This window comes from Vibrio gazogenes, from assembly GCF_023920225.1.
GTDB classification, from domain to species: Bacteria; Pseudomonadota; Gammaproteobacteria; order Enterobacterales; family Vibrionaceae; genus Vibrio; species Vibrio gazogenes.
The window spans coordinates 2,956,290-2,979,048 of the sequence record NZ_CP092587.1 but is presented as its reverse complement, the minus strand read 5'-3'; the positions used below and the strand labels follow the sequence as shown (position 1 = coordinate 2,979,048).

The 22,759-nt window shown below is 46.9% G+C and carries 20 protein-coding genes, 9 tRNA genes and 1 pseudogene; 10 read left to right on the top strand and 20 right to left on the bottom strand.

The genetic code is table 11. The annotated features are described in order from the left end of the window. The first annotated feature begins 62 nt into the window (after nucleotides 1–62). Nucleotides 63–551, top strand: a complete 489-nt coding sequence (gene folA / locus MKS89_RS13340; protein ID WP_072958164.1) for a type 3 dihydrofolate reductase — start codon at nucleotides 63–65, stop codon at nucleotides 549–551. A gap of 23 nt (nucleotides 552–574) precedes the next feature. On the opposite strand, the gene apaH is transcribed toward folA, so the two are convergent. The 6 genes from apaH to lptD form a co-directional block, all read right to left on the bottom strand. Continuing rightward, nucleotides 575–1,396, bottom strand: a complete 822-nt coding sequence (apaH, locus tag MKS89_RS13335; RefSeq protein ID WP_072958166.1) for a bis(5'-nucleosyl)-tetraphosphatase (symmetrical) ApaH — start codon at nucleotides 1,394–1,396, stop codon at nucleotides 575–577. A 130-nt stretch (nucleotides 1,397–1,526) separates the two neighbouring features. Further along, the gene (apaG, locus tag MKS89_RS13330) at nucleotides 1,527–1,907 is read right to left on the bottom strand and encodes a Co2+/Mg2+ efflux protein ApaG (protein WP_072958169.1); all 381 of its coding nucleotides are present in this window, start codon (nucleotides 1,905–1,907) and stop codon (nucleotides 1,527–1,529) included. 54 nt (nucleotides 1,908–1,961) lie between these two features. Next, on the bottom strand, nucleotides 1,962–2,765 hold the full coding sequence (rsmA, locus tag MKS89_RS13325; RefSeq protein WP_072958426.1) for a 16S rRNA (adenine(1518)-N(6)/adenine(1519)-N(6))-dimethyltransferase RsmA: 804 nt from the start codon (nucleotides 2,763–2,765) through the stop codon (nucleotides 1,962–1,964). Between the two features lie 9 nt (nucleotides 2,766–2,774). After that, nucleotides 2,775–3,767 carry a 4-hydroxythreonine-4-phosphate dehydrogenase PdxA gene (pdxA, locus tag MKS89_RS13320; protein WP_072958172.1) on the bottom strand — a complete coding sequence of 331 codons (993 nt, stop codon included), beginning with the start codon at nucleotides 3,765–3,767 and terminating at the stop codon, nucleotides 2,775–2,777. Continuing rightward, complete coding sequence (gene surA / locus MKS89_RS13315; RefSeq protein WP_072958174.1) at nucleotides 3,757–5,049, bottom strand: peptidylprolyl isomerase SurA; 1,293 nt, start codon at nucleotides 5,047–5,049, stop codon at nucleotides 3,757–3,759. Before surA ends, pdxA begins: the two co-directional genes overlap by 11 nt. A 122-nt stretch (nucleotides 5,050–5,171) precedes the next feature. Next, entirely contained in the window at nucleotides 5,172–7,484 is a 2,313-nt protein-coding gene (lptD, locus tag MKS89_RS13310; protein WP_072958177.1) for an LPS assembly protein LptD, read from the bottom strand. 146 nt (nucleotides 7,485–7,630) lie between these two features. Here lptD and djlA point away from each other — a divergent pair, with 146 nt between their 5' ends. Continuing rightward, nucleotides 7,631–8,482: a co-chaperone DjlA gene (djlA, locus tag MKS89_RS13305; protein WP_072958180.1), complete on the top strand. Its 852-nt coding sequence runs from the start codon at nucleotides 7,631–7,633 to the stop codon at nucleotides 8,480–8,482. 69 nt (nucleotides 8,483–8,551) lie between these two features. Here djlA and MKS89_RS13300 read toward each other — a convergent pair. The 12 genes from MKS89_RS13300 to mutY all read right to left on the bottom strand — a co-directional run bounded on the left by MKS89_RS13300 (nucleotide 8,552) and on the right by mutY (nucleotide 12,596). Next, nucleotides 8,552–8,627 (bottom strand) — tRNA-Asn (locus MKS89_RS13300). 35 nt (nucleotides 8,628–8,662) lie between these two features. After that, a tRNA-Thr gene (locus tag MKS89_RS13295) sits at nucleotides 8,663–8,738 on the bottom strand. Nucleotides 8,739–8,749: 11 nt separating this feature from the next. After that, nucleotides 8,750–8,825, bottom strand: a tRNA-Asn gene (locus MKS89_RS13290). Between the two features lie 35 nt (nucleotides 8,826–8,860). Continuing rightward, nucleotides 8,861–8,936: transfer RNA gene (locus tag MKS89_RS13285), tRNA-Thr, on the bottom strand. A 23-nt stretch (nucleotides 8,937–8,959) separates the two neighbouring features. Next, a tRNA-Phe gene (locus tag MKS89_RS13280) sits at nucleotides 8,960–9,035 on the bottom strand. Between the two features lie 387 nt (nucleotides 9,036–9,422). Further along, nucleotides 9,423–9,498, bottom strand: a tRNA-Asn gene (locus MKS89_RS13275). A 5-nt stretch (nucleotides 9,499–9,503) separates the two neighbouring features. Then, nucleotides 9,504–9,579, bottom strand: a tRNA-Phe gene (locus MKS89_RS13270). A 10-nt stretch (nucleotides 9,580–9,589) separates the two neighbouring features. Beyond that, a tRNA-Thr gene (locus MKS89_RS13265) sits at nucleotides 9,590–9,665 on the bottom strand. 74 nt (nucleotides 9,666–9,739) lie between these two features. Continuing rightward, nucleotides 9,740–9,815: transfer RNA gene (locus MKS89_RS13260), tRNA-Phe, on the bottom strand. Between the two features lie 134 nt (nucleotides 9,816–9,949). Further along, entirely contained in the window at nucleotides 9,950–11,161 is a 1,212-nt protein-coding gene (gene mltC, locus MKS89_RS13255) for a membrane-bound lytic murein transglycosylase MltC (RefSeq protein WP_370737051.1), read from the bottom strand. Nucleotides 11,162–11,225: 64 nt separating this feature from the next. Beyond that, on the bottom strand, nucleotides 11,226–11,501 hold the full coding sequence (locus MKS89_RS13250) for an oxidative damage protection protein (protein ID WP_021019798.1): 276 nt from the start codon (nucleotides 11,499–11,501) through the stop codon (nucleotides 11,226–11,228). Nucleotides 11,502–11,570: 69 nt separating this feature from the next. Continuing rightward, nucleotides 11,571–12,596 (bottom strand): A/G-specific adenine glycosylase, encoded by a 1,026-nt coding sequence (gene mutY / locus MKS89_RS13245; RefSeq protein WP_072958186.1) that lies wholly within the window; start codon nucleotides 12,594–12,596, stop codon nucleotides 11,571–11,573. 246 nt (nucleotides 12,597–12,842) lie between these two features. On the opposite strand from mutY, the gene trmB reads away from it, so the two are divergent. Continuing rightward, on the top strand, nucleotides 12,843–13,562 hold the full coding sequence (trmB, locus tag MKS89_RS13240) for a tRNA (guanosine(46)-N7)-methyltransferase TrmB (RefSeq protein ID WP_072958189.1): 720 nt from the start codon (nucleotides 12,843–12,845) through the stop codon (nucleotides 13,560–13,562). Nucleotides 13,563–13,768: 206 nt separating this feature from the next. Then, nucleotides 13,769–14,689 (top strand): glutaminase B, encoded by a 921-nt coding sequence (gene glsB / locus MKS89_RS13235; protein ID WP_072958432.1) that lies wholly within the window; start codon nucleotides 13,769–13,771, stop codon nucleotides 14,687–14,689. A 46-nt stretch (nucleotides 14,690–14,735) separates the two neighbouring features. On the opposite strand, the gene hemW is transcribed toward glsB, so the two are convergent. Both hemW and MKS89_RS13225 read right to left on the bottom strand, forming a co-directional pair. After that, nucleotides 14,736–15,911: a radical SAM family heme chaperone HemW gene (gene hemW, locus MKS89_RS13230; protein WP_072958191.1), complete on the bottom strand. Its 1,176-nt coding sequence runs from the start codon at nucleotides 15,909–15,911 to the stop codon at nucleotides 14,736–14,738. Beyond that, on the bottom strand, nucleotides 15,905–16,507 hold the full coding sequence (locus tag MKS89_RS13225; protein WP_072958194.1) for an XTP/dITP diphosphatase: 603 nt from the start codon (nucleotides 16,505–16,507) through the stop codon (nucleotides 15,905–15,907). The genes hemW and MKS89_RS13225 overlap by 7 nt, the downstream gene beginning before the upstream one ends. Nucleotides 16,508–16,996: 489 nt before the next feature. Between MKS89_RS13225 and tssI the strand changes: the two genes are divergently transcribed. The 6 genes and pseudogenes from tssI (at nucleotide 16,997) to MKS89_RS13195 (ending at nucleotide 22,757) form a co-directional block, all read left to right on the top strand. Next, nucleotides 16,997–19,060 carry a type VI secretion system tip protein TssI/VgrG gene (tssI, locus tag MKS89_RS13220; RefSeq protein ID WP_072958196.1) on the top strand — a complete coding sequence of 688 codons (2,064 nt, stop codon included), beginning with the start codon at nucleotides 16,997–16,999 and terminating at the stop codon, nucleotides 19,058–19,060. A 2-nt stretch (nucleotides 19,061–19,062) separates the two neighbouring features. Further along, nucleotides 19,063–19,359 (top strand): annotated as a pseudogene (locus tag MKS89_RS13215) (PAAR domain-containing protein); the annotation flags it as partial. A gap of 225 nt (nucleotides 19,360–19,584) precedes the next feature. Continuing rightward, nucleotides 19,585–20,526, top strand: coding sequence for a DUF4123 domain-containing protein (locus MKS89_RS13210; protein WP_072958198.1), 942 nt, complete (start codon nucleotides 19,585–19,587; stop codon nucleotides 20,524–20,526). Then, complete coding sequence (locus MKS89_RS13205; RefSeq protein WP_072958199.1) at nucleotides 20,523–21,368, top strand: VRR-NUC domain-containing protein; 846 nt, start codon at nucleotides 20,523–20,525, stop codon at nucleotides 21,366–21,368. Before MKS89_RS13210 ends, MKS89_RS13205 begins: the two co-directional genes overlap by 4 nt. A gap of 72 nt (nucleotides 21,369–21,440) precedes the next feature. Beyond that, nucleotides 21,441–22,352 carry a type VI immunity family protein gene (locus tag MKS89_RS13200; RefSeq protein WP_072958201.1) on the top strand — a complete coding sequence of 304 codons (912 nt, stop codon included), beginning with the start codon at nucleotides 21,441–21,443 and terminating at the stop codon, nucleotides 22,350–22,352. A 27-nt stretch (nucleotides 22,353–22,379) separates the two neighbouring features. Then, nucleotides 22,380–22,757 carry a hypothetical protein gene (locus MKS89_RS13195; RefSeq protein WP_072958203.1) on the top strand — a complete coding sequence of 126 codons (378 nt, stop codon included), beginning with the start codon at nucleotides 22,380–22,382 and terminating at the stop codon, nucleotides 22,755–22,757. The last annotated feature ends 2 nt before the right edge of the window (nucleotides 22,758–22,759 follow it).

The window sequence follows — 22,759 nt, the reverse complement described above, 5'->3', positions numbered from 1 at the left end:
TGCTTGAAGTTTGAATCTCGATAGAATGGCAGCTTATTTTTTGATGTGATGGCGGTATTTCTATGATTATTAGTATGATTGCAGCGATGGCGAAGAACCGGGTGATTGGTAAAGAAAATCAGATGCCTTGGCATTTACCTGCGGATTTTGCTTGGTTCAAACGTTGTACGTTGGGTAAACCAATCATCATGGGGAGAAAAACTTTCGAATCGATTGGTAAGGCGCTTCCCGGACGACAAAACATCGTCATCACTCGCAATTCTCAGTTTTGTGCAACTGGGGTTGAGGTGGCAGACTCCCTTGAAAATGCATTGGCGTTAGCTGCTCAGGCTGATGAAGTCATGATTATTGGCGGGGGAAGTATTTATCAATCGAGCTTACCGATGGCTTCAAGATTGTATCTTACCTATATTCAGGCTGATATTGATGGGGATACTTGCTTCCCTGAATTCGGTGTTGAGTGGTACGAGACCTATCGTGAAGAGTATCCACAAGATGAAAAGAATGCCTATGACATGTCATTTGTGATACTGGAGCAAAATCAAGATTAACCGGATTGCAGGCTCAGAGGAGATTAACGCCTCTGAGTTTCAGTCAGCGCAGGTTGACTGAACAGTTGCTGATCTTCCCAACGGATCATCGTTAATGTTCCCCCCCAGACACACCCCGTATCAAGTCCGATAACATCTTCTCTGACACAACCTTCTAATGCTGCCCAGTGACCGAAAATAATACGTTTCTCGATTGGTGTCACCCTTGGGAAATCAAACCATGGGCGTAGTTGAGCGGGATCTACAGCGGAAGGGGGCAACTTACAGTCCATATCTAAGGCCCCACTGGGGGTGCAGAAACGCATTCGGGTAAAGGCGTTAATGATATAACGATAGCGTTCCAGACCGGATAGTGAATCGTGCCACTGATTGGGCATATTTGAATACATATGCTCGATAATCCATGGCCATTGATCGCTTTGGAGCAGAGACTCGATTTCCTGAGCTGCCTGACGCGCTGTGGGCAGATCCCATAGGGGAGAAATGCCTGCGTGACAGACGACAAATTCAGAATGTTCCTGCAGGAGAGGTTGGTGTCGTAACCATTCGAGCAGTTCGTCTCTATCTGGCGCCTGAAAAATGGCAGCGGTACGATCTTTCTTTTTCAGAGGATGGATCCCCAGTGCAATCGACAGTAGGTGGAGATCATGATTGCCTAATACAGTCTTGGCGGATGTTCCCAATGCTTTAATATAGCGCAGTGTTTCCAGTGACTTCGGACCTCTGGCAACCAGATCGCCAGCAACCCACAGTTGATCATGCTGAGGGCGGAAGTCAACTTGAGAAAGGAGTCGTTCGAGTTCGTCCAGACACCCTTGTAGATCGCCAACAATATAATTCGCCAATTGGATCGTCCCTTTTTGTTTAAAGCAATTATGTTTAAAGTAATTGTGTTTAAAAAAGTAATGATGTTGAAAGCAACGCGTTTAAAACGCTTCACTGAAAGCAATTCATTTCAGTCAATTCGTTTAACGCTCAGTGGAGAATATGCGGAACATAGAGGCGGAAAGGTTCAATTTCCGCAGTGAACTCTTCTCCCTCGCTATCATGCATGATGTACTGTCCTTGCATGACGCCAACCGGTGTTTCGAGGGCGGTTCCACTGGTATAGGTATATTCGTCATTGGCGGCGATAAACGGCTGTTCTCCGACAACACCATCACCTTCGACGGACATCTGTTTTCCATTGGCATCCGTAATCAACCATCTACGTCCGATCAACTGAACCGTTTCCTGACTGAGATTCTTCACCGTAATCACATATGCAAAAATATATCGGTCTTGTTCTGGGAGTGATTGATCGGGGATATATTTGGTATGAACTTGCACTTTAATGCATGGCTTGGATATATCCATATAACCTCCTTACTCGGCCGTGCCGCGGATGATACCGCGGCATGATGCAGTTAGTTAGCTGTTGCTGTCCAGCCAGTTTGCCATGGCGACAAATTGGCTGAGGGATAGATTCTCCGGACGGCTAGTCGGATTGATACCTAGTTCTTCTAAGATTGAAACATCGAGTAGCGACTTATAGCAGTTACGAACGGTTTTACGCCGCTGATTAAATCCTTCCCGACAGACTCTGTCGAGCCATTTGAGGCTGGTTGCCGGATAAGGTAACTCTTGATGTGGTACGAGTCGGACGACTGCCGAATCTACTTTCGGTGGCGGTACAAACGACTCCGGTGGTACTTCCAGCACCGGTATGACCTTACAGTAATACTGGGTCATCACCGTCAGGCGTCCATAGGCTTTTGTTCCTGGCCCTGCTGCGAGTCGGTTGACAACCTCTTTTTGCAACATGAAATGCATATCCTGAATTTGATTCTGGAATTCAAACAGGTGGAACATCAAGGGGGTGGAGATATTGTATGGCAGATTACCAAACACACGCAGTTTGTTCTGAGATTGCACCAATTGGCTAAAATCAAAGCTTAGCGCATCCGCTTCGTAAATCGATAGCTTGTCTTTTAAGTCAGGATGATTTCTCAGTCGCTCAGCCAAATCACGATCGAGTTCGACGACGCTGAGTTTATCGATTTCTCTTCCGACGGGTTCTGTCAACGCCCCCAGACCAGGGCCGATTTCAACCAGATTTTCTCCGAGCCTCGGGTTGATCGCAGAAACAATACCATCAATGATATAAGGATCATTGAGGAAGTTTTGACCGAAGCGTTTTCGGGCTTTGTGTCCTAAGTGGACATCATTTTTCATCATCATTAACTACTTTGTTCTTTTATTGACTAATTCGATAGCTTGTTGTAACGCCGTTTTAAAACTGCCTATATCAGCAGTTCCGGTGCCAGCAAGATCCAAGGCGGTACCATGATCGACCGAAGTGCGGATAAAAGGCAGCCCCAGCGTAATGTTAACCGAACGGCTGAATCCTTTATATTTTAGTACAGGAAGCACCTGATCATGATACATACCTAAAATTGTATCTGCTTGCTCGAGGTACTTGTCATGAAATATCGTGTCGGCAGGCAGAGGACCGGTGAGGTGCATATTTTCCTCATCTCTCAGCTCATTCAGCGCTGGTGTGATCGTGTCTATTTCTTCATGGCCTAAACATCCATCTTCACCGGCGTGAGGATTGAGTCCACACACATAAATATGTGGGTCGTCAATCGCAAATTTCTCTTTCAGGTCGTGATGAAGAATACGAATAATGCTTTGGAGACGTTCGGTCGTAACTGCTTTGGCTACATAAGCAAGTGGAATGTGTGTGGTCACTAAAGCAACTTTGAGCCCCTCTGTCGCAAGCATCATCACCACCAGTGGTGTATTTGATTTCTCGGCAAAAAATTCGGTATGTCCGCTGAAGGCCACGCCGGAACGATTGATAATTCCTTTATGAACCGGGCCGGTAACGACAGCATCAAATTCATCGCTCAGGCATCCTTCAGCCGCCCGCTCCAGCGTTTGCAGAACGTAGCGACCATTGGATGCATCAAGCTGTCCTGCGGTAACCGGGGTTGCTAGTGCGATATGTTCTACCACGAGTGAGCCTGCTTTTTGAACCACCGGAGGTTGGGTCGCATCATAATCATTGAGTTCAACCTCGATACCCAACTGAGTTGCTCGCTGTTGTAACAGCGACTTATCTGCACAGACGACGATTTGGTGTGACCAATCTTCCTGAGAGAGTGCGAGTACCAGATCCGGGCCAATCCCCGCTGGTTCACCTGCGGTGACTACAATACGCTTAATTGTCATTCGAATTATCCTTGAGTCGTTCAATAAAGGCACTCGCTTTTAACTCTTGGATCCAGGTACTGGATTCTTCATTAAACTTGCGATTGAACAGAATTCGATAAGCTTTGTTTTTCTGCGCAGCATCGGTCTTATCCACCTGACGGCGTCCCAATACTTCGACAATGTGCCAGCCGTGAACGGTTTTAAATGGTTTACTGATTTGGCCTACCGGTAGTGTCTCAATCTGATGTTTGAATTCAGGGACATAAATATCCGGTGATTGATAGCCGAGATTGCCTTGTTGTGATGCTGAGCCCGGGTCTTGACTGTACTGCTGAGCAAGTGCACCAAAAGTCGCTTCTTTGTTATGAATCTTCTGAATGAAAGAATTAAGCTCTTTTTTGGCACCGTCATCACTTAAAATAATGGAGGGTTTGAGCAGAATGTGACGCGCATTAACTTCAGTCACGGACACGGTTTGTAGCCCTTTCACATCATCAATTTTCAAAATGTGGAGTCCGACGCCACTACGAAATGGGCCAATAATCGTCCCTTTACTTTGCATCTTGATTTGATCTGCGAAAATGGTCGGCATTTCTTCTTTTCTCATCCAGCCCCAGTCACCGCCTTGCAGCGCTTTTGGGCCTTTTGAATAGGTAAGAGCCAATGTTCTGAAGCTTTCGCCTTTGGCAAGTCGGCGAACTAACGATTTTGCCAGTGCTTCGACTTTAGACTTGTCATTATCACTATCAATACGGAGTTGAATATGGCTGATTTTGTACTGAACGGAAGTATCTGTTTCTTGATTGAGGATATCTGCCAGCGAATCTACTTCTGCCGGTAAAATATTAATTCGACGGCGCACGAGTGCATTACGCGCTTCTGAAATGGCTATCTCATCACGAATTTTTTCTCTAAATGTACCGTAGCTGACGCCAGACTGTTCGATTGACTTTCTGAGTTCCTGCACCGTTTGATCATTTTGTTTGGCTATCTCTTCAATCGCCTGATTTAAACGACTGTCATCAATTTTTACCCCAATACGATCAGCTTCCTGCTTTTGCAGTGTGTCTGAAATGAGTTTATCGATAACCTGTGCCCGGATAACATCGTCCGACGGAAGGGTTTGATGATGATGCGTTGCATTTGCTTTAAACAGCTTCATCTCCGTGTCTATATCACTGGTTAAAATCGCACTGTCATTGACAATCACGGCGATACGATCGAGCTCGACCGGGGTTGCACTAATGTTCAGACTATAAAGGCTGATGATTGTGATTAGAAAGTATTGCCACAGTTTCATCGAGAATCCTATTGATTGGGCATATTTTGCATGCCACTTGTTGTTCAAAAAATATAATGATTTACAAACACCGAGATGAATGCAACGAATGAGACCATCAGCTTCGTTATTGTAGCTAGTCATTAGTTACTGAGCATGAAGGGCCGTCCATAACCAATTGCATTCGACGTTACTTTATTGCTATACGCCATATTAGTTCCCAAGCCGATAATGCCGATATTGACGCTAAAGTTGTTCTCATATCTTGCTTCGGCATCAGGATATTGTTGGAACGACGGCGTCCATTTATCCAGCTCCCGGCTGTACGTCAGGCCGATAAACCAGCAGTCAGAGATATAAGTCAGGTTCGCCTGCCACTCTAGTGGATTATCTGTGGTGAGATCATAATAGTAGAGCGCCTTCGTTTGCCATTTTGGGCTGAGGTTGTATTGTGCAACGACACCGAGTTGTGAAATTCCATCTTTAGTCAGAGAATTGACGTCCAGAGTGTCACCAACGGTATCCTCAATATAGTCTTGGGTGACATAACGGTAGTTGGTCTGGATAAAGCCTTTATCATGTCGGTACTCAAGGGTACTGTTCGACAGTTGCATTCGAGACGTGTCAACGTCATATTGGATACCCCCATGATAGAACAGCGTATCGTCATAATTGAAATCCATTTCGACAGCCCAGGCTGAATAATCTGAGTTTTCGGAGGTTGAACGATTAAAGTTATCTTTTAGACCTTTATCCAAATAGAATATTTGCCCAAAAGCGATGTTTAAGCGTTCTTTATATTGATCATCGAAAAAGCGCGAGGCTGCACCATAGCTAATTTGGTTAGCCGGGGCGATATAGTCAACACTACCGTATTTACGGCTCCGGAACAGACCATAGTAGTCGGTCTGTAACAGCGTCGTATCGTAACGGGCGATGTCACTTTGATCTCTTTTGGGAATATAAAGATACTGTACCTGAGGTTCTAACGTTTGTGTATAACCATCTAAAACGACGGTATCCCGCTCAAGGATCAGGCCGACATTCGAGCGAAATTCAGGAATATTTCGGGATACATTTTCTTTATAACCCTTTGAAGCATCAACCCCTTCTAAATCTTGTCGATAATAGGTTGAGAGTAATCGTGCCTCTGTTGTCCAGGTTCCCCAAGTAGCTCCTAACGGAATCTTGATACCCGGTTCAACATGGACCCGGGTTGCCGAAGGTGCGCCATTTTCATCGGTATCGAATCTTGAAACATGACTAATCAAGTCAAAATCAAGATAACGCATCAGCTCAGGGGCATAATAGTTAAAGGCAACCTGAGGCATGAGTCTGTAAGGTTGATTGCCTGTCTCTGTCAGGATCTGGAAATCCCGGGTGAGCAGAGACAGATCCCAACTGGCTGAACGGTAAGAGATACTTGCTTCTTGGGTTAACTGACCATCTTGTCGGGTGCCTATTTCTGAACCTAAATCAGAAAAATAATCGATATCACTGACTTCAGCGTAATTGATCGCCAGCGCCCAGGATTGATCATAAATACCGTAGTGAGTGAGTTGGAATCCCCAGCGGTCATCCTTTTCCGGATATTTTTTATCGTCCGGCAGATATTCATAATTGATGTTGCCACTTCCGAAAGCATTCAAATAGCGAAAATGGCTGTTCAGTTGTGTTCCCCGGTTTTCCATGTATTTCAGATCGGTTTGCAAATCATAGTTGGGGGCAAGGTTCCAGTAGATCGGGACATTGAGTTGAAAGCCATCTTTTGAACCGAAAGAAAATGTCGGATAAAGAAATCCGGTTTTCCGCGTATCTCCGATCGGTACCGTGAGCATTGGTAAGTAGAGTAGGGGGACGCCCAGCACTTCCATTCGCGGGTTGTAAAATGTTGCGGTTTCTTCATTCTGATCAATCGAAATACTGGAGGCTTTTAAACGCCAGGCGTTATCTCCGTCAGGACAGGACGTGATCGAACCATCTTCTATTTCATACATCGCCTGACCTGTTTTGGCGATATAAACCGCATCTCCCCGACCCGGTTGGCAGAGAAAATGATAGTTGGTTTTTTCCAGCGTCAATTGGTTAGTATTGAGATTATTGGTTGCTCGCTCTGAAACTGCTTGAACTTCACCATCATCGAACTTGACATTCCCTTGTGCGACCACAATGTTATCTTTTTGGTGTAGGGTAACGGTATCGGCAGTCATCCGTTTTTTGCCCTGAACCACGACAACATTACCAGCATATGTCGCTTTATCGCCATTAACTGCTTCAAGCTTATCCGCTTCAACATTAATGGGTTGCTCATTCTGGTTGGTTGGTTCGATGTCTCCGGCACGGCACTGACCGATAGTAACCGTATTGCTTTGCGGAGCTGTTTCTGCATAACTATATGGAATAAAAAGCGCTGCACAGATCGAAGCAGCTAGCAACGAACGAGGAAAGTCTGACATCTAGTTGTGTTATCCTGTTAAATTGAGTTGATTCGGATGATCAGCATCAGTTGAACTAAAAATGTCTCTAATCATAATGGAAATTCAATCATACAGCACTAGTAGACTGCGCAACTCGTAAAAAATTCACTGAATGAGAGTCAATAATGCATATTTTCGGCAAAATTTTGGGTACTTTTTTTGGTTTATTGCTGGGTGGTCCGATAGGGGCCATTTTCGGGCTTTTTCTTGGGCATCAGTTTGATAAAGCCCGAAGACAGTATCAAGGTTCACCATTCTCTGTCGGGGGGAATGGGGGCGCATCTCAGGAAGCGCGTCAAGATGAATTCTTTCGTGCCGCTTTCTCGGTGATGGGGCATGTTGCGAAAGCCAAGGGAAAGGTGACGAAAGAAGAGATTCGTCTAGCAACGATTATGATGGATCGGATGAACCTGAACGATGCGCAGCAACGCGCGGCACAAGAGGCGTTTCGTGAAGGGAAAGAATCTGGCTTTCCTTTAGAAGAAGTGCTTGAGCAGGTGATGCGTTCAACCGGTGGGCGACGTGATTTAATTCAATTTTTTCTAGAATTACAGATCTCCGCAGCCTTTGCCGATGGAGAGTTGCATCCGAGTGAGCGAGATATTCTGCATAAGATAGCCAGAGGACTGGCATTCTCAGAAGAGCAGCTTGAGCAACGGTTGAGAATGCAGGAAGCGGCTTTTCGATTTCAACATCATGCGGATTCCGGGCAAGGAAGCTATCAAGATCATCGGCAGGGCAGTTTCGGACAATCATATGCTTCGAACCATCTGAGTGATGCATATCATGTGCTGGGTGTTGATGAAAGTGCAGACGCAAAAACAGTAAAAAGAGCGTATCGGAAGCTGATGAATGAACATCATCCCGATAAACTGATGGCGAAAGGTCTGCCTCCGGAAATGATGACAATGGCGAAAGAAAAATCGCAGGAAATTCAACAGGCTTATGATCTGATCAAAAAGGCCAAAGGCTTTTAAACTGATCTCAGGATAAGGCCGGCATTAAACCAAAAAAGCCACAGCAAATGCTGTGGCTTTTTTGGAAAGTGGCTCCCCCTGCGGGACTCGAACCTGCGACATACGGATTAACAGTCCGCCGTTCTACCAACTGAACTAAGGGGGAATAAACTTTTTAGACATCGCTGCCTATACAAAATATGGTGCCGGCTGCCGGAGTCGAACTGGCGACCTACTGATTACAAGTCAGTTGCTCTACCTACTGAGCTAAGCCGGCGATATAAAATATGGCTCCCCCTGCGGGACTCGAACCTGCGACATACGGATTAACAGTCCGCCGTTCTACCAACTGAACTAAGGGGGAATAAACCTTCAGGCATTTCTGCCTATTGAAAATGATGGTGCCGACTGCCGGAATCGAACTGGCGACCTACTGATTACAAGTCAGTTGCTCTACCTACTGAGCTAAGTCGGCGATAATCACTTTCAAATAATTTGTGGTGCCCGGAGGCGGAATCGAACCACCGACACGGGGATTTTCAATCCCCTGCTCTACCGACTGAGCTATCCGGGCAACGGGGTGTATTAAAAAGTTTTTCTCAGATAAGGTCAACAATAAAATGCAAAAAAAGTATCGTTTGTTGCTTTTATACCCAAGTCCCCTAGAAATACAGGCTTAAAGCAATATTTTATCGGAAGATAGGAGGATAAAAATGGAGAAAAGTGAGGTTTGTCATTGCGGTGTAAAGCTTGAATCGTCAGGGCGATGATGGTTGCTTGGATATGGATAACGATGTTTGTTTCGGTCAAGTCAATCCTGACATATGGAAAGCGGATTGCTGGTTATTCCGGTGATGTAAAAATGAGAGAGCTGGGGGAGGGGACAACGGTAAAGCAGCTGATGATAAAGCGCATAATAGAGACAAAAAAAACCACAGCAAATGCTGTGGCTTCTTGAAAATGGCTCCCCCTGCGGGACTCGAACCTGCGACATACGGATTAACAGTCCGCCGTTCTACCAACTGAACTAAGGGGGAAAAGATGGTGCCTCGAGGCGGAATCGAACCACCGACACGGGGATTTTCAATCCCCTGCTCTACCGACTGAGCTATCGAGGCATGGAATAAATGGTGCCGGCTGCCGGAGTCGAACTGGCGACCTACTGATTACAAGTCAGTTGCTCTACCTACTGAGCTAAGCCGGCACGATATTTATTCTCAATGCTTTTCTTTTACTTTTATTTAATCAGATATTTACAACACCAGATTAAATCAATCATGGTGCCCGGAGGCGGAATCGAACCACCGACACGGGGATTTTCAATCCCCTGCTCTACCGACTGAGCTATCCGGGCAACGGAGCGCTATTAAACGGATTTACACGCCAATCGTCAACTAGTTTTTCATGTTTCTATGAAAAAAGTGACTGTTTGCATGGTTTTTAACCTTGTTGTTCACAATCCAAGCGACTCAAACATGCAAGATTGATTTATAGTTTCCCCGAATTAAACATCTGTTTGTAGTGCGTGACTTTTTCCAGATAGCGGCGTGACTCTGCGTTTGGATGTTTTTTCGTCAGCGCCCAGTAAACTTGGTTGGGTTTCAGGCGGTTGATTTTACTCAGTGCCGTCTTTCTACTGCGGCTGAATGTTCGCAGCACACCGCCGGCACCACCGTTATATGCAGAGATCATACTGTATTCGAGAGACAGTGGATTGGCCACTGAATTCAAATAGTCATGTTTTAAGATATAGAAATAGGCGGTTCCGGTATCAATATTATTCTCCGGATTAAACAGATATTCAGGTGAGGGTTGACCTGAGCGTTTTTTGATGCGTTGAAAGACATCTTTTCCTGCGGTCTTCGGCACGACTTGCATTAAGCCATACGCGTTGGCCCAGCTCACCGCATAAGGATTGAAACTACTCTCGGTTTTGATAATGGCGTAAATCAGATCTTCCGGAATGCCATATTTGCGAGCGGTTCGGCGGATAATATCGGCATACTTATAGCCGCGAATTTCAACTTGATCTTCCACCATCGGGATTTCAACATAGTAAGATTTTTTAAAATCGACCTGTTTGACTTGTAACTTATTTTTGATCAGGTAATCCGCAAATCGATTGGCGCGCCAACTCCACTGAATTGCCTTATGATCTTGATCGACGACTTGTTGATAAAGAAACGGTTTCCCTTTGAGGACGATTTTCTCCGATGAAAATAAATCGACATGTTTAGGATCGTCCGGGGTCAGGAGGGTGGTGACGATTGCTTTTTTCAAATGTACCAACGGCTCGGTTGTTGCGACCGTCTCGACGGTGATTTGTCCTTGATTGAAATTGACATCGGCACGGCTGCGATAATCATCGATATATTTCACATAGTTTGTTTTGCCGGCAATTTTAACTTCTTTGGTTCCCCAGCGATGTTCTATTTTACCGGTGAAGCTACTGATGAGAGCATCTAATGCTGCTGCATCTTTCATAAACTGGCCGGGAAGGGGCGCTAAATGCTTGGCAAACCGATTGGTCGGTTCGTAGTTCACATCGTATATTTTTTCGATCAATTCACGGCTACAACCGCCGGTTAATAGCGGAATGACGAACAAGAGCAGAGTGCTGAGTCGGGCGGTTCGCTGCTTGAGATAAGCGCAGCGCATTAGGCTGTACATTGAAAACATGTGTCGAATCAGATTGGTCATCCATGGCACCTGTGCGGGAAACATTCACACAATCACCGTGACTGGTGATTGTGTGAATAACAACTTATGACTCACTTGGTGGTGTGTATCCTTCGATGTGGACCTCTTTCCCTTCAAACAGAAAATTCGCCATCTCTGTTTCAAGTAACTGGCGATGCTGCGGATCCATCATATTCAGTTTTTTCTCATTAATAAGCATGGTCTGTTTATGCTGCCACTCTGCCCAAGCTTCTTTAGAGATGTTGTCAAAAATTTTTTTCCCTAATTCACCGGGATAAAGTTGAAAATCCATCCCTTCGGCTTCTTTCTTCAAACGAGCACAAAAAACAGTGCGACCCATAAGGATATCCTCATTGTTCGGCGTTAAAAACTACTGATGTTATACCAGAGAGTCCAATTTCCTGCCACTTCAGCAGCCCTCAAGGTGACGTGTCAGGAATTTTTTTATCGGGGTGGGGAGACCAAGGTTGAACACTTCACTTTTTTCGACCCACTGTAACTGAGGTTCCATGACGCCCAAACGGTCGATCATCCACACATTGGCATCCAGTTTATAGTGGGTGAAGGTGTGTTTGAATGTTCCTTTGAGCTGCATATGTTCACCAAACTGTTCGGGTTGTAGATGAATCTGTGGCAGACACCAGAGAGCGCCCCAAATCCCATCGCTGGCCCGTTTTTCCAGCAGAATTTTATGGTCCGATTCAACCCATAGAAATTGCCCGGCTTTGGTTGGAATCGTCTTTTTGGGTTTCGGCGTCGGTAATGTTTGCACTCTGTCGTATTTAAAAGCCAGACAGTTTTTTTGGAAGCAACACAGCTCGCAATCGGGGTTCTTTGGTTTACAAATTGTGGCACCGATATCGAGTAAGCCCTGAGCAAACACTCGGTTATCGGTTTCTGGCGTGAAGGTTTCCGCCAGTTGCCAGAGTTGCTTATCGACCGCAGACGTTCCCGGAACACCATCGAGGGCAAAAAAACGGCAAAACAACCGTTTGACGTTCCCATCAACAATGGGGCCGTAGCGGTCATAAGCAAATGAACGAATCGCACCGGCCGTATATCGTCCGACACCGGGAATATCCAGCAACGTTTCGAGTGAATCCGGAAATTGCCCCTGATGGTGTGTCATGATGTATTGAGCTGCTTTGCGCAGATTTCTGGCCCGGGAATAGTAACCTAAACCTTGCCAATGATTCATGACCTCATCTTCCGTGGCGCTGGCGAGCGCTTCGATGGTCGGGAAACTCGTCATCCAACGTTCGAAGTAAGGAATGACCGTTACGACCTGCGTTTGTTGCAGCATCACTTCTGAAACAAGAACACGATACGGGGATGGATTTTGTTGCCATGGCAAATCATGACGCCCATGAGCTCGTTGCCAATCGATCAAGTGTTGCTGAAATTGTTGTGGCGATATTGGAGATTGCATTTGCATGGCTGACTTTACTTTTTAATGAATGATTTTCTATGAATGACAGTGTCCACAATTGTATTCATCTTATGCGACGATTGATGCAGATCCTGATGAAACACCGCTGATTGCAGCACAGAAAAGTTGCGTTGTAAAACACATAAATCATACATGATTCGATATAATTTTCAGTTCAGGACTTGAACCGATACGTATTCTTTGGATAATCACACCTCCTTATATCCGGGAGTAGGAAAACAGGCGAGAACCATGAGTGAAGTAACAACCAACGAATATACTGATGATGGTAAAGTCATGCGTAAAATTCGCAGCTTTGTTCGCCGCGAAGGGCGTCTGACCAAAGGTCAGGAAGCCGCGATGAATGAGTGCTGGCCTCTGATGGGAATCGATTTCCAGCCGCAAAAATTAGTTTGGCAGTCGGTATTTGGCAATGATAACCCTGTCATTCTGGAAATCGGATTCGGTATGGGATCATCGCTGGTTGAAATGGCTAAAAATTCGCCGCATCAAAATTTTATCGGCATTGAGGTGCATGGGCCGGGTGTCGGGGCTTGTTTGGCGTCTGCACGGGAGGCCGGTATCACCAATCTTCGGGTCATGTGTCATGATGCAGTTGAAGTTTTCGAACAGATGATCCCTGATCATAGCCTGCATCGGCTACAGCTATTCTTCCCCGATCCGTGGCATAAAAAGCGTCACCATAAGCGTCGGATTGTTCAGCCTGAATTTGCCGCGATGGTACGTCAGAAGTTGATCATCGGAGAAGGTATTTTCCACATGGCAACGGACTGGGAAAATTATGCGGAACATATGATTGATGTGATGAATCAGGCGCCCGGCTATGTCAATGTCGCGACCGATGGTGACTTTATCCCTCGGCCTGACGAACGTCCGTTGACGAAGTTTGAGCAACGTGGGCAGCGTTTGGGACATGGTGTCTGGGATATCCAGTTTCGCTGTGTAGCATAAGACCGGAACCTGCGGAACGGCATCCTCCGTAAAAACAGCTTCGTCCTGTCTGATGGCGCTTCATCTTCTCGGTATTGGGATGAGGGCCATTGTTTGGCGTGATAAGCGTTGTTTTTCGTTATAGAGTCTGTGAAACGATAAGAGCCAGCATGTACCATCATGCTGGCTTTTTCTGTCGAACCATCATGCATTGTGAAGTAACCCAAATGAAACTAACAAACGAGATACTGAGCGAAATATTAGATGAAGTGCGTCCGTTGCTCGGACAAGGTCAAGTGGCTGATTATATTCCAGCGCTTGCGCAAGTTCAGGCGGATAAACTGGGGATTGCGGTCCTGACCAATGAAGGCGAATTGTTTCAAGCCGGAGACGCAGAAGACGGCTTTTCCATCCAATCCATCTCCAAGGTGCTTAACCTCACCCTATCGATGGGGATTTATACTCCGGATGAAATCTGGTCAAGAGTGAGGAAAGAGCCCTCAGGACAAGCATTCAACTCCATGATCCAGTTGGAAGTTGAGCACGGTATCCCGCGTAATCCATTTATCAACGCTGGTGCGATTGTCGTCGCCGATATGTTGCAGACGCGTCTGTCTGCGCCTCGTCAACGGTTGCTGGAGTTTGTCTGGGCATTAAGTGGTGATACTCATATTGTGTATGACAAAGTGGTCGCCCGCTCAGAGATGAAACACAGCGACCGGAATGCAGCGATTGCCTACCTGATGCGCTCGTTCGGTAATTTTGAAAACCATGTGCTGCCGGTACTGGAAAACTATTTCCACGGATGTGCATTGAAAATGAGTTGTGTCCAGTTGGCCAAAACATTCAGTTATCTGGCGAATCAGGGCGTTTCCGTGTTGAATCACAAGTCGGTGATTACTGCTGTTCAAGCCAAACAGATGAATGCGTTGCTGGCGACTTGTGGTCTGTATGATGAAGCCGGAGAGTTTGCCTATCGGGTCGGAATGCCGGGGAAATCCGGTGTGGGTGGCGGCATCGTCGCAATTGTACCCGGAGAGATGACCATTGCCGTTTGGTCGCCTGAACTCAACAGCTCTGGTAACTCGTTGGCTGGCAGCAAAGCTCTGGAGCTGCTTTCCGGGCGTATCGGGCGATCTATTTTTTAAGTCGGGATATTTTCAGGGGAGCCATGTGCTGATGACGGGAGCATCCTTATTCCTCATCAGCCATGAATTCTGCCAGTAAATCATTGAGAAAGAGTTTGCCATGTTCTGTGATTTGCCAGTGTTGTTCGGTTTCATCCAGAAAACCCTGCCGTTTCGCCCAATCGATAGTGGGCTGAACCGTTGCGATTGGTAAGCCGGTCGTATCCGGAAAATCCTGTTTTGGGCATTGCTCTATCAAGCGAAATCGATTCATAAAAAACTCAAACGGTCGATCTTTTGCCAACACCTCCGTCTCATGATCCAAATAAGGTTTGAGTAAATTCAAATACCCTTTGGGATGTTTGACCTTGGTCGTGCGAATGATACGGCCATCGGCAAAGCTGATTTTACCGTGCGCGCCACAGCCAATACCGAGATAGTCACCGAAACGCCAATAGTTGAGGTTGTGCTGGCACTGAAATCCCGGTTTCGCATACCCGGAAATCTCATACTGGATATAGCCGGCTTGCGTTAGTTTTTGATGTCCCTGCTCAAAAATATCCCACAACAGATCATCATCCGGTAAACGAGGCGGCTGGGAATAAAACAGCGTATTTGGCTCGATCGTCAACTGATACCAAGATAAATGCGGTGGATCTAAAGCGATCGCTTGAGCTAAATCCGCCATTGCCTGTGACAGTGTCTGGCCCGGTAAACCGTGCATTAAATCCAGATTAAAACTTGTTAAACCAATTTGATGAGCCAGACGGGCAGCGCGGGTCGCTTCTTCCGAGCCATGGATTCTGCCGAGCTGGGTGAGTTTTTCATCATCAAAGCTCTGGACACCGATGGAAATTCGGGTGACACCTGCCTGTCGGTATTGGGCAAACCGTTCTGCTTCGATGGTGCCCGGATTGGCTTCCATGGTTATTTCAATATCCGGTTGAAAAGCCAGTCTTGCTTGTACACCGTCCAGCAGTCTTTTGATCTCACCGGGGCTGATCAGACTTGGCGTTCCGCCACCGATGAAAATGGAATGGAGCTTCCGCGGCTGGCCGTGAGCCGACGGTGCGCTGAGCTGATAGCGCTGGAGATCCTGATCAAGATCTTCCAGCAACGCATCGATATAAGCCTGTTCAGGAATGCCGGACTTCAGAGCATGGGAGTTGAAGTCACAGTAAGGACATTTTTGTACACACCAAGGAATGTGAATATACAGACTCAACTTCGGCGGTATCAGCATGGTTGTTGCTCATTCAACTGTTGCATCAATAAGCGAAGCGCCTGAGCGCGATGGGAGAGTTGCTTTTTCCGGGTCGGCGGCAATACTGCCGACGCACATTGCTCGGTGGGAACCCAAAATACCGGGTCATAGCCAAACCCATGCTCACCATCGGGCTGATGCAGAATGGACCCCTCCCAGACACCGTGACAAACCAGCGGGGTCGGATCCGCGGCATGTTTCATGAAGACCAATACACAGTGAAAGCGTGCGCTGCGTTGTTGTTCGGGGACATCCGCCATCGCGGTCAGTAACTTTTCGATGTTTTGCTGATCGGTCGCACCCGCACCCGCATAACGTGCGGAGTAGATACCCGGTGCGCCATCGAGCGCATCGACTTCAAGACCTGAGTCATCAGCAATGGCGGGTAATCCGGTTGCTGCGGCAGCATGGCGTGCTTTAATAATTGCATTTTCAATAAATGTGGTTCCCGTCTCTGCAACGTCGGAGACATTGAGATCAGTTTGTGCAAGCACTTCAAAGCCGAAATCGGCCAATAAGTCAGACATTTCCCGGACTTTTCCCGGATTTCCGGTCGCTAAAACAATTTTTTGCATGATAGAGGCGTTTTCTGAGATAGGCGAATTGGGGGCATAGTGTACCTTGCCTCATTCACTTCCATCAATGGCTGGATGATATCTGTGTCAAAAGGGCGGCATTGTCGTCGTAAAACAGCGGATGAGCTATTTTTATCAAACTGTTTTCATCAGACTATTTTTATCCAAGTACGTATCAGAGCACTGATATCAGCGCCTCGAACTTGTGACATGCCCCCCATTTCCTTCAGGCAATTTCTTGCTCGTCGGGCAACTTTTTGCTCGCCTCCGGGCAACAAGTTGCCTGTAATAATCAATCACATAATATAATGAATTGATTTCGTTGTAGAGTTGTGGTTGGCACAACTGTTGCTGAACTTATCTTATTGAATAGAAAGGTTGATCTGATTTGGAACAGAGATCAACAAGTTGAAAATCAAACCAACAAATAGGCATTCTGTTGCTTATATTGGGGTGGGGTAATTCTCAATAAGACAAAAGGCAATTCAAATGACAACGTTAGGTTTTCGCTTCACGATTGATGGTGTGCATGATGAGACGCTGGTGGTTCGTGAATACCAAGGAGAAGAGTCGGTATCAGACTCATTCAGCGGACCGAGAGAACGGGTCTACGGCTTTCGCTATCAAATCGAACTGGCCAGTCGCAATGCAGATCTAGCCGCCAAGCAAATTGTCGATAAAACCGCATTGCTGGAAGTGATTCAAAATGGAGAGGTGACTCAGCATGTTCACGGCATTGTGCGCCATTTCAGTAAAGGGGATACCGGACACTCTCACACTTTTTATTCCGTCACTTTAGTTCCGGCATTAGAACGTCTCTCATTACGTCGCAATAGTCGGATTTTTCAAGAAAAAAATATTCTCGATATTTTTAAGATCCTATTTCAGGAGATGAACATTACCGATTATGTCTTCTCGGTTAAACGTGAATGTGCCCTGCGCGAGTTTTGTGTTCAGTACCGAGAATCTGACCTCGACTTTTTCCATCGTTTGGCGGCTGAAGAAGGCCTGATGTATACCTTCACGCATGAGAAGGGCAAACATACGCTGGTGATGACGGATAACAGTGAAGGATTTGTGCCGTTAGGGTCTCCGGTCCCTTACAACGCACTTTCCGGCGGACATATGACGACGCCCTATGTTTCGACTATGGCGGAGCATTATCAGTCGGAAGTGAGCTCGGTGTTGATGCAAGACTACAGCTTTAAAAAACCGGACTATAACTTCGCCCAGTCAATGGACGGGGCTGATCTCAGCTATCAGCTATCCGATTATGAACACTTTGATTATCCGGGGCGCTTCAAAGACGACGCCAATGGTAAAGCATTCAGCCAGATCCGACTGGAATACCTACGGCGTACCACACATACCGCCAGCGGCAAAAGTAATGATGCCCGCGTGCAAGGTGGGGTACGTTTTGAGCTCAAAGAACATATCGATGCAGCGATGAACCGTGAGTGGCTCGCGGTTTCCGTCAGTCATCAAGGCAGCCAACCACAAGCATTGGAAGAAGCCGGTGGTCATGGCGCGACGACTTATGCCAACCAATTTACCGTCATCCCGAAAGAGACCCTGTGGCGAGCGACACCACAACCGAAACCGCAAGTCGACGGCCCTTGCATTGCGACAGTTGTCGGCCCCAAAGGCGAAGAAATTTACTGTGATGAGCATGGTCGGGTCAAACTGCATTTCCCGTGGGATCGCTACGATCAATCCGATGAAAAAAGTTCTTGCTGGGTGCGGGTCTCACAGGGCTGGGCCGGTGCTCAGTATGGGTTTATGGCGATACCTCGGATTGGTCATGAAGTGATCGTTTCATTCCTCAACGGCGATCCGGATCAACCGATTATCACCGGGCGGACTTATCACGCCACCCATGTTCCCCCTTATATTTTGCCCAATCATAAAACCCGTACTGTGCTGAAAACGCAGACTCACCAAGGTGAAGGTTCCAACGAAATTCGGTTTGAAGATCAATCGGGTGTCGAGCAGATCTATGTTCACGCGCAGAAAGATCAAGACATTGTGATCAACAATATTCATCGTGAATCAGTCGGGTTAGACAGCCATCGACGCGTCGGGCGACACCTGTATCAGATGATCACTGAAAATGTCCATCGTTTGGTTGGTAAAAGCGTTACTGAGGAATTCGGTCAGGATCACCATCAGAAAGTCGGGCGTAATGTCGTTCAGCGCATCATCGGTAAGCTCAGTCAGTTTATTTCCGGTGGGATCATCCAAAAGATCGAAGGGGCTTGGGTCGCTGAAATGACGGCTTCAGAAGAGAAAAAAATTGGCGCCAATCAACGGGTTGAGGTCAACAATGAAAGCTATCTGAAGGCTAAAAAAGTGATTCTGGATGCAGGAGATTCTTTGACGATTCACGGGCCGGGTGGGTTTGTCAAAATTGACAAGGGTGGTGTCACAATTTCCGGCACGAAAGTCAAAATCAACGAAGGGGGTTCACCGGATAAAGGTACCGCACCAACTATGGTGAAACCGGATGAAACCAACAAACCGCAAGAGCCGGAAGCACCGGATCGGAGGGGATAACCATGCCAGCAGCAGCACGACTCGGTGACAACGGCTCAGGGCATGGTTGTTTTCCTGCGACGCCGATTATTGCCGGCAGCGGAGATGTCTCCATCAATGGTAAACCAGCGGCTCGTAAAGGGGATGCAATCTTACTGCACGCCTGTCCGTGCCCGCAGGTTCCCCATGGGATCCACGGTCGTAGTATCTCCGCAGGATCGTCGAACGTCTCTATCAACGGTAAACCCGCTGCCCGGGTCGGTGATGCGATCGACTGCGGCGGCTCCGTCGCCGCGGGTTCCGGCAATGTATTTATCGGTGATACGCCATATAAGTCGCCGACTCATAAGTGTGGCGAAGGGGCTGTGTGTAGTAAGAATCCATTTCTACAGATCACGCCGCTGGCCGAACCTTTGTCATTCGTGTGGGGGAAAACGTTTGAGCAATCGATAGCTCAGGGAAAAGCGATTGTTCAAGCCGCGAAGCAGGACAAAGCATTTGTCCCTGTTTGCGAGAAATTGCTCAACAAAGGATAGGCAGAACAGATGGAGCATGTCTCTGAACTCAGACTCATTGAGCTATTGGAATATACCGAAGCTCAAGACAGTACATTGTATCTGATGCTGGATGTCGCGACGCAAGACAATTTCTGGCAACACTGGCAATCGCGATTATTAGCACAGGCACCGGAGTGGCAGTATTTATATCATCAGACGTCATTTGACCATTTAAAATCTGTCTCTCCCATTTTGATTCGGGTGACGGACGGCAATGTGGGGAATGACATTCTGCAATTTCTGCCGGATACAAATTGGGGATGCCTGTTTGTTTCTCCCTTTTCTCTGGATGCATTGCTCAAGCACTGGCAGTGCTGGATGACGATTTATCTGCCCAATGGGCAGGAAAGTCTGTTTCGTCTTTATTCTCCGCGCATTCTGCAACTGTTTCTACAGACGGAGTTTGTGGATGATGCTGATCGGGGACGTCTGACCGATCCGTTCCTGCAGATGCTTACTGTAACCAACACTCCTTTGGTTTATGACGTATTGTTTTGTCAACCCGAGGCCCGCCCGTCTCCCTTATCTCAGGGAGAATGGTTCTATATGGAAGACGATCTGTTTACCGCCATCGAAGCGTTATACCACGATCAAACATTGGCTGATTTAGCCATCGAACTGTTTCATGAGACGCCCGGCACTTGCATGAGTCTTGGATATGATGACGTGATTCTGGGGCTGGATGATAGCCTGAAAAAAGCAGCTTATTACCCGAGAGCCAGTTTTCAGGAACGTAAAATTTTTGCTTTCAGCCGATTTATTTACGGTAGCCATTTCTGGCAACTGCCGCAATTTCAAATCGTCCTTGAAACCAGCTCGCTTGGACAGGCACTGTATGAATTAAATCAACGTCCCGACTGGCAACAGATCGTTCAGCAAGATTATCACGATGCCGACTGGCTCAGACAATTATCACAGGAGCACATATGAGTAATCCCAGTTGCAGTAGCTGTCCGCCGTTTGACCCCGAGGGGATGTCTGAACTGGCGGTGATCTGCTCTTTAATCTGTGTTTGTAATAAAAAACCACTGAAAAGCACCGGTGGTGACAGAAATTTAAAACAGCAGTGTGTTAACGAAGGGATCCGATGGATGCATCGAGGACAGCAGGGAAAGAATATTCTGCCGGAAGTGGGGTATAACATGTATAAATCACCCCCTGAGCCTCTGATGATGAGTGATGATCCAACTCAGCCGATCAGATCTTGGCAACATCGGTATAACCGAACGCTGAAATCTTTACCGGAGGGACAGTCATATGAAAGTGGGGGGATTCGTATTCCTGATATTGTGATTACTGAAGATCTGACCAAGGCACCGACACAGGATAATATCCGACAAATAGTAGAAATTAAGTTTCCTGGAGATAAATGGGGAATTGGCCAAAAAAAAGCGTATGAGAAGATTGCTGGTAAGAGTCGGAAAGTGAAAGAATTATCTCCGAATCGTTGTGGTTGTGGTGATGAAACCGATCAAAAAGAACCGGTTGCGGTGCCCCATCAGGTACTTCAGGATGCTTGGGATAAGGAACGGGATCGTCAGCAGCAGTTGCAGCAGCAGACGCCGTGGCGGGATGTTGGCATTGCCGTTGTTGCTGGGCTGGCTGTTGTTGCTTTGGTTCTTGATGATCTGCTACCCACCGGAGCCACACAGGCGGATGATGCTTTAATTCCGGTAGCAGGGAGTAGTGCTTCGGTTGCTGCATCCCGGGCGATTGCAGGATTTGCCAGAGCATTTTCTGTTCCCGTAGCCGTCCCCGTGCTGGCCCCGTAAACTGCATACAGTTATGTGTAGGTGATGCATTAACTGAATTGATGATTGAATAAAAATAATAGGAGAATGCAAATGGATCCGACCCTTGAACAGCAGCTTCGGCTAATGGACTCGAAAGGCCAGCGAGTCTTGATGACGGTCTGCCTGAATCTGACGATGTTTTTCCGTGGTGGAAACACGCCGGAAAAGCGTCAGGCCATTTTGGCAATGTTAACTGAATACCAACAGATGATGCAGGGTAAACTTAATTTTACCACCAACCCACAGACCGGTAGTTGGAAAGATCTTCGGAAAAAGCCTTATCAGGCACCGCATGACTGGCTACCTGAGCTGTCCGATCAGGAATGGGAATTTGTTTATCACGGCGGACAGCATCACCGTGATGCTTCTGATATTCGGTTTTTAGTGCTTGGTCAGGCATCTTGGCAAGAACAACACGGTGACTTGGGGTGGGTAACCGTCAATTTCCCACTGAACTTTTTCAGCACCTCCACTGAGACTTTTCAAGATGTGGCGTTGCGTTGGATCGAAGCATTGCAGCCATTACATGGTTACGGTGCAATCAGTACGACTCACAACCACTTTGATGATCATGAATATGAATCTTTAGAAGTCCAACTGGCTGAGCAGTATCCGGGATTAGACATTCCTGATTATATTGGTCATGGATTACATCTGAAAGAGCAGATCAAAGGGGTGAACTGGCTGACCATTATTAATCAGACGCATCTCGATAGTATTGGGGGATTGTCTGCGCTCGAAACGATTTCCGGTATCCGAGTCTGGCAACGGGGTGATAACACGCTCGTTCAGGCGGCAGAGCAACCGGCGTTGGCGAAAATACCGCCGAGTTATTACCAATTGGGTGCTCTGTTGGCGCCAGTGCGCAGTACCACACTCTATGAACCTCATTATGAAGAAGACGGGTTTACTGAAGAGGCTTATGGTCAGTGGCTGGCTCGGTTTGATACACCTAATATTTGATTCGTCAGAACAGAGGGATGATAGGTCGTGGAAATACTACCGTTTGAAATTCTCGGGGAACGTAATTTTCCGGATATTGAACTGCAGGATGTGATTCCTGAAGATTTTCAAATCACGATTATAGGAGAGATGAGAGTCGAGTCCATTGTTGACACAACGTTGGCAGACGGACTTTATCGGCTCACGATTGCCTCAGAGAGCCGCACCCCATTGGTATGGGCCGTCTGGCAGGATGAAGCATGGCTGCCGGTCCATGATTCTCTGGTCTTTCAACAGATTTTCAGCTTTATCAAACAGCCGGATGAGCAGTTTGTCATCGAAGGTCTAGACGAGAAAAACGAGAAAATTCGCTTATACATCCATCGGCCTATTCTTCAGGTCACACCGATGTCATCGGGAGAGTAGCC

Coding starts and splice junctions, on each gene's coding strand:
- djlA (WP_072958180.1), top strand. CDS start 7,631: ATGCATATTTTCGGCAAAATTTTGGGTACTTTTTTTGGTTTATTGCTG.
- MKS89_RS13250 (WP_021019798.1), bottom strand. CDS start 11,501: ATGGGTCGCACTGTTTTTTGTGCTCGTTTGAAGAAAGAAGCCGAAGGG.
- MKS89_RS13210 (WP_072958198.1), top strand. CDS start 19,585: ATGGAGCATGTCTCTGAACTCAGACTCATTGAGCTATTGGAATATACC.
- glsB (WP_072958432.1), top strand. CDS start 13,769: ATGAAACTAACAAACGAGATACTGAGCGAAATATTAGATGAAGTGCGT.
- mutY (WP_072958186.1), bottom strand. CDS start 12,596: ATGCAAATGCAATCTCCAATATCGCCACAACAATTTCAGCAACACTTG.
- pdxA (WP_072958172.1), bottom strand. CDS start 3,767: ATGACAATTAAGCGTATTGTAGTCACCGCAGGTGAACCAGCGGGGATT.
- MKS89_RS13225 (WP_072958194.1), bottom strand. CDS start 16,507: ATGCAAAAAATTGTTTTAGCGACCGGAAATCCGGGAAAAGTCCGGGAA.
- tssI (WP_072958196.1), top strand. CDS start 16,997: ATGACAACGTTAGGTTTTCGCTTCACGATTGATGGTGTGCATGATGAG.
- apaG (WP_072958169.1), bottom strand. CDS start 1,907: ATGGATATATCCAAGCCATGCATTAAAGTGCAAGTTCATACCAAATAT.
- folA (WP_072958164.1), top strand. CDS start 63: ATGATTATTAGTATGATTGCAGCGATGGCGAAGAACCGGGTGATTGGT.
- hemW (WP_072958191.1), bottom strand. CDS start 15,911: ATGCTGATACCGCCGAAGTTGAGTCTGTATATTCACATTCCTTGGTGT.
- mltC (WP_370737051.1), bottom strand. CDS start 11,161: ATGACCAATCTGATTCGACACATGTTTTCAATGTACAGCCTAATGCGC.
- trmB (WP_072958189.1), top strand. CDS start 12,843: ATGAGTGAAGTAACAACCAACGAATATACTGATGATGGTAAAGTCATG.
- MKS89_RS13200 (WP_072958201.1), top strand. CDS start 21,441: ATGGATCCGACCCTTGAACAGCAGCTTCGGCTAATGGACTCGAAAGGC.
- lptD (WP_072958177.1), bottom strand. CDS start 7,484: ATGTCAGACTTTCCTCGTTCGTTGCTAGCTGCTTCGATCTGTGCAGCG.
- MKS89_RS13205 (WP_072958199.1), top strand. CDS start 20,523: ATGAGTAATCCCAGTTGCAGTAGCTGTCCGCCGTTTGACCCCGAGGGG.
- rsmA (WP_072958426.1), bottom strand. CDS start 2,765: ATGAAAAATGATGTCCACTTAGGACACAAAGCCCGAAAACGCTTCGGT.
- surA (WP_072958174.1), bottom strand. CDS start 5,049: ATGAAACTGTGGCAATACTTTCTAATCACAATCATCAGCCTTTATAGT.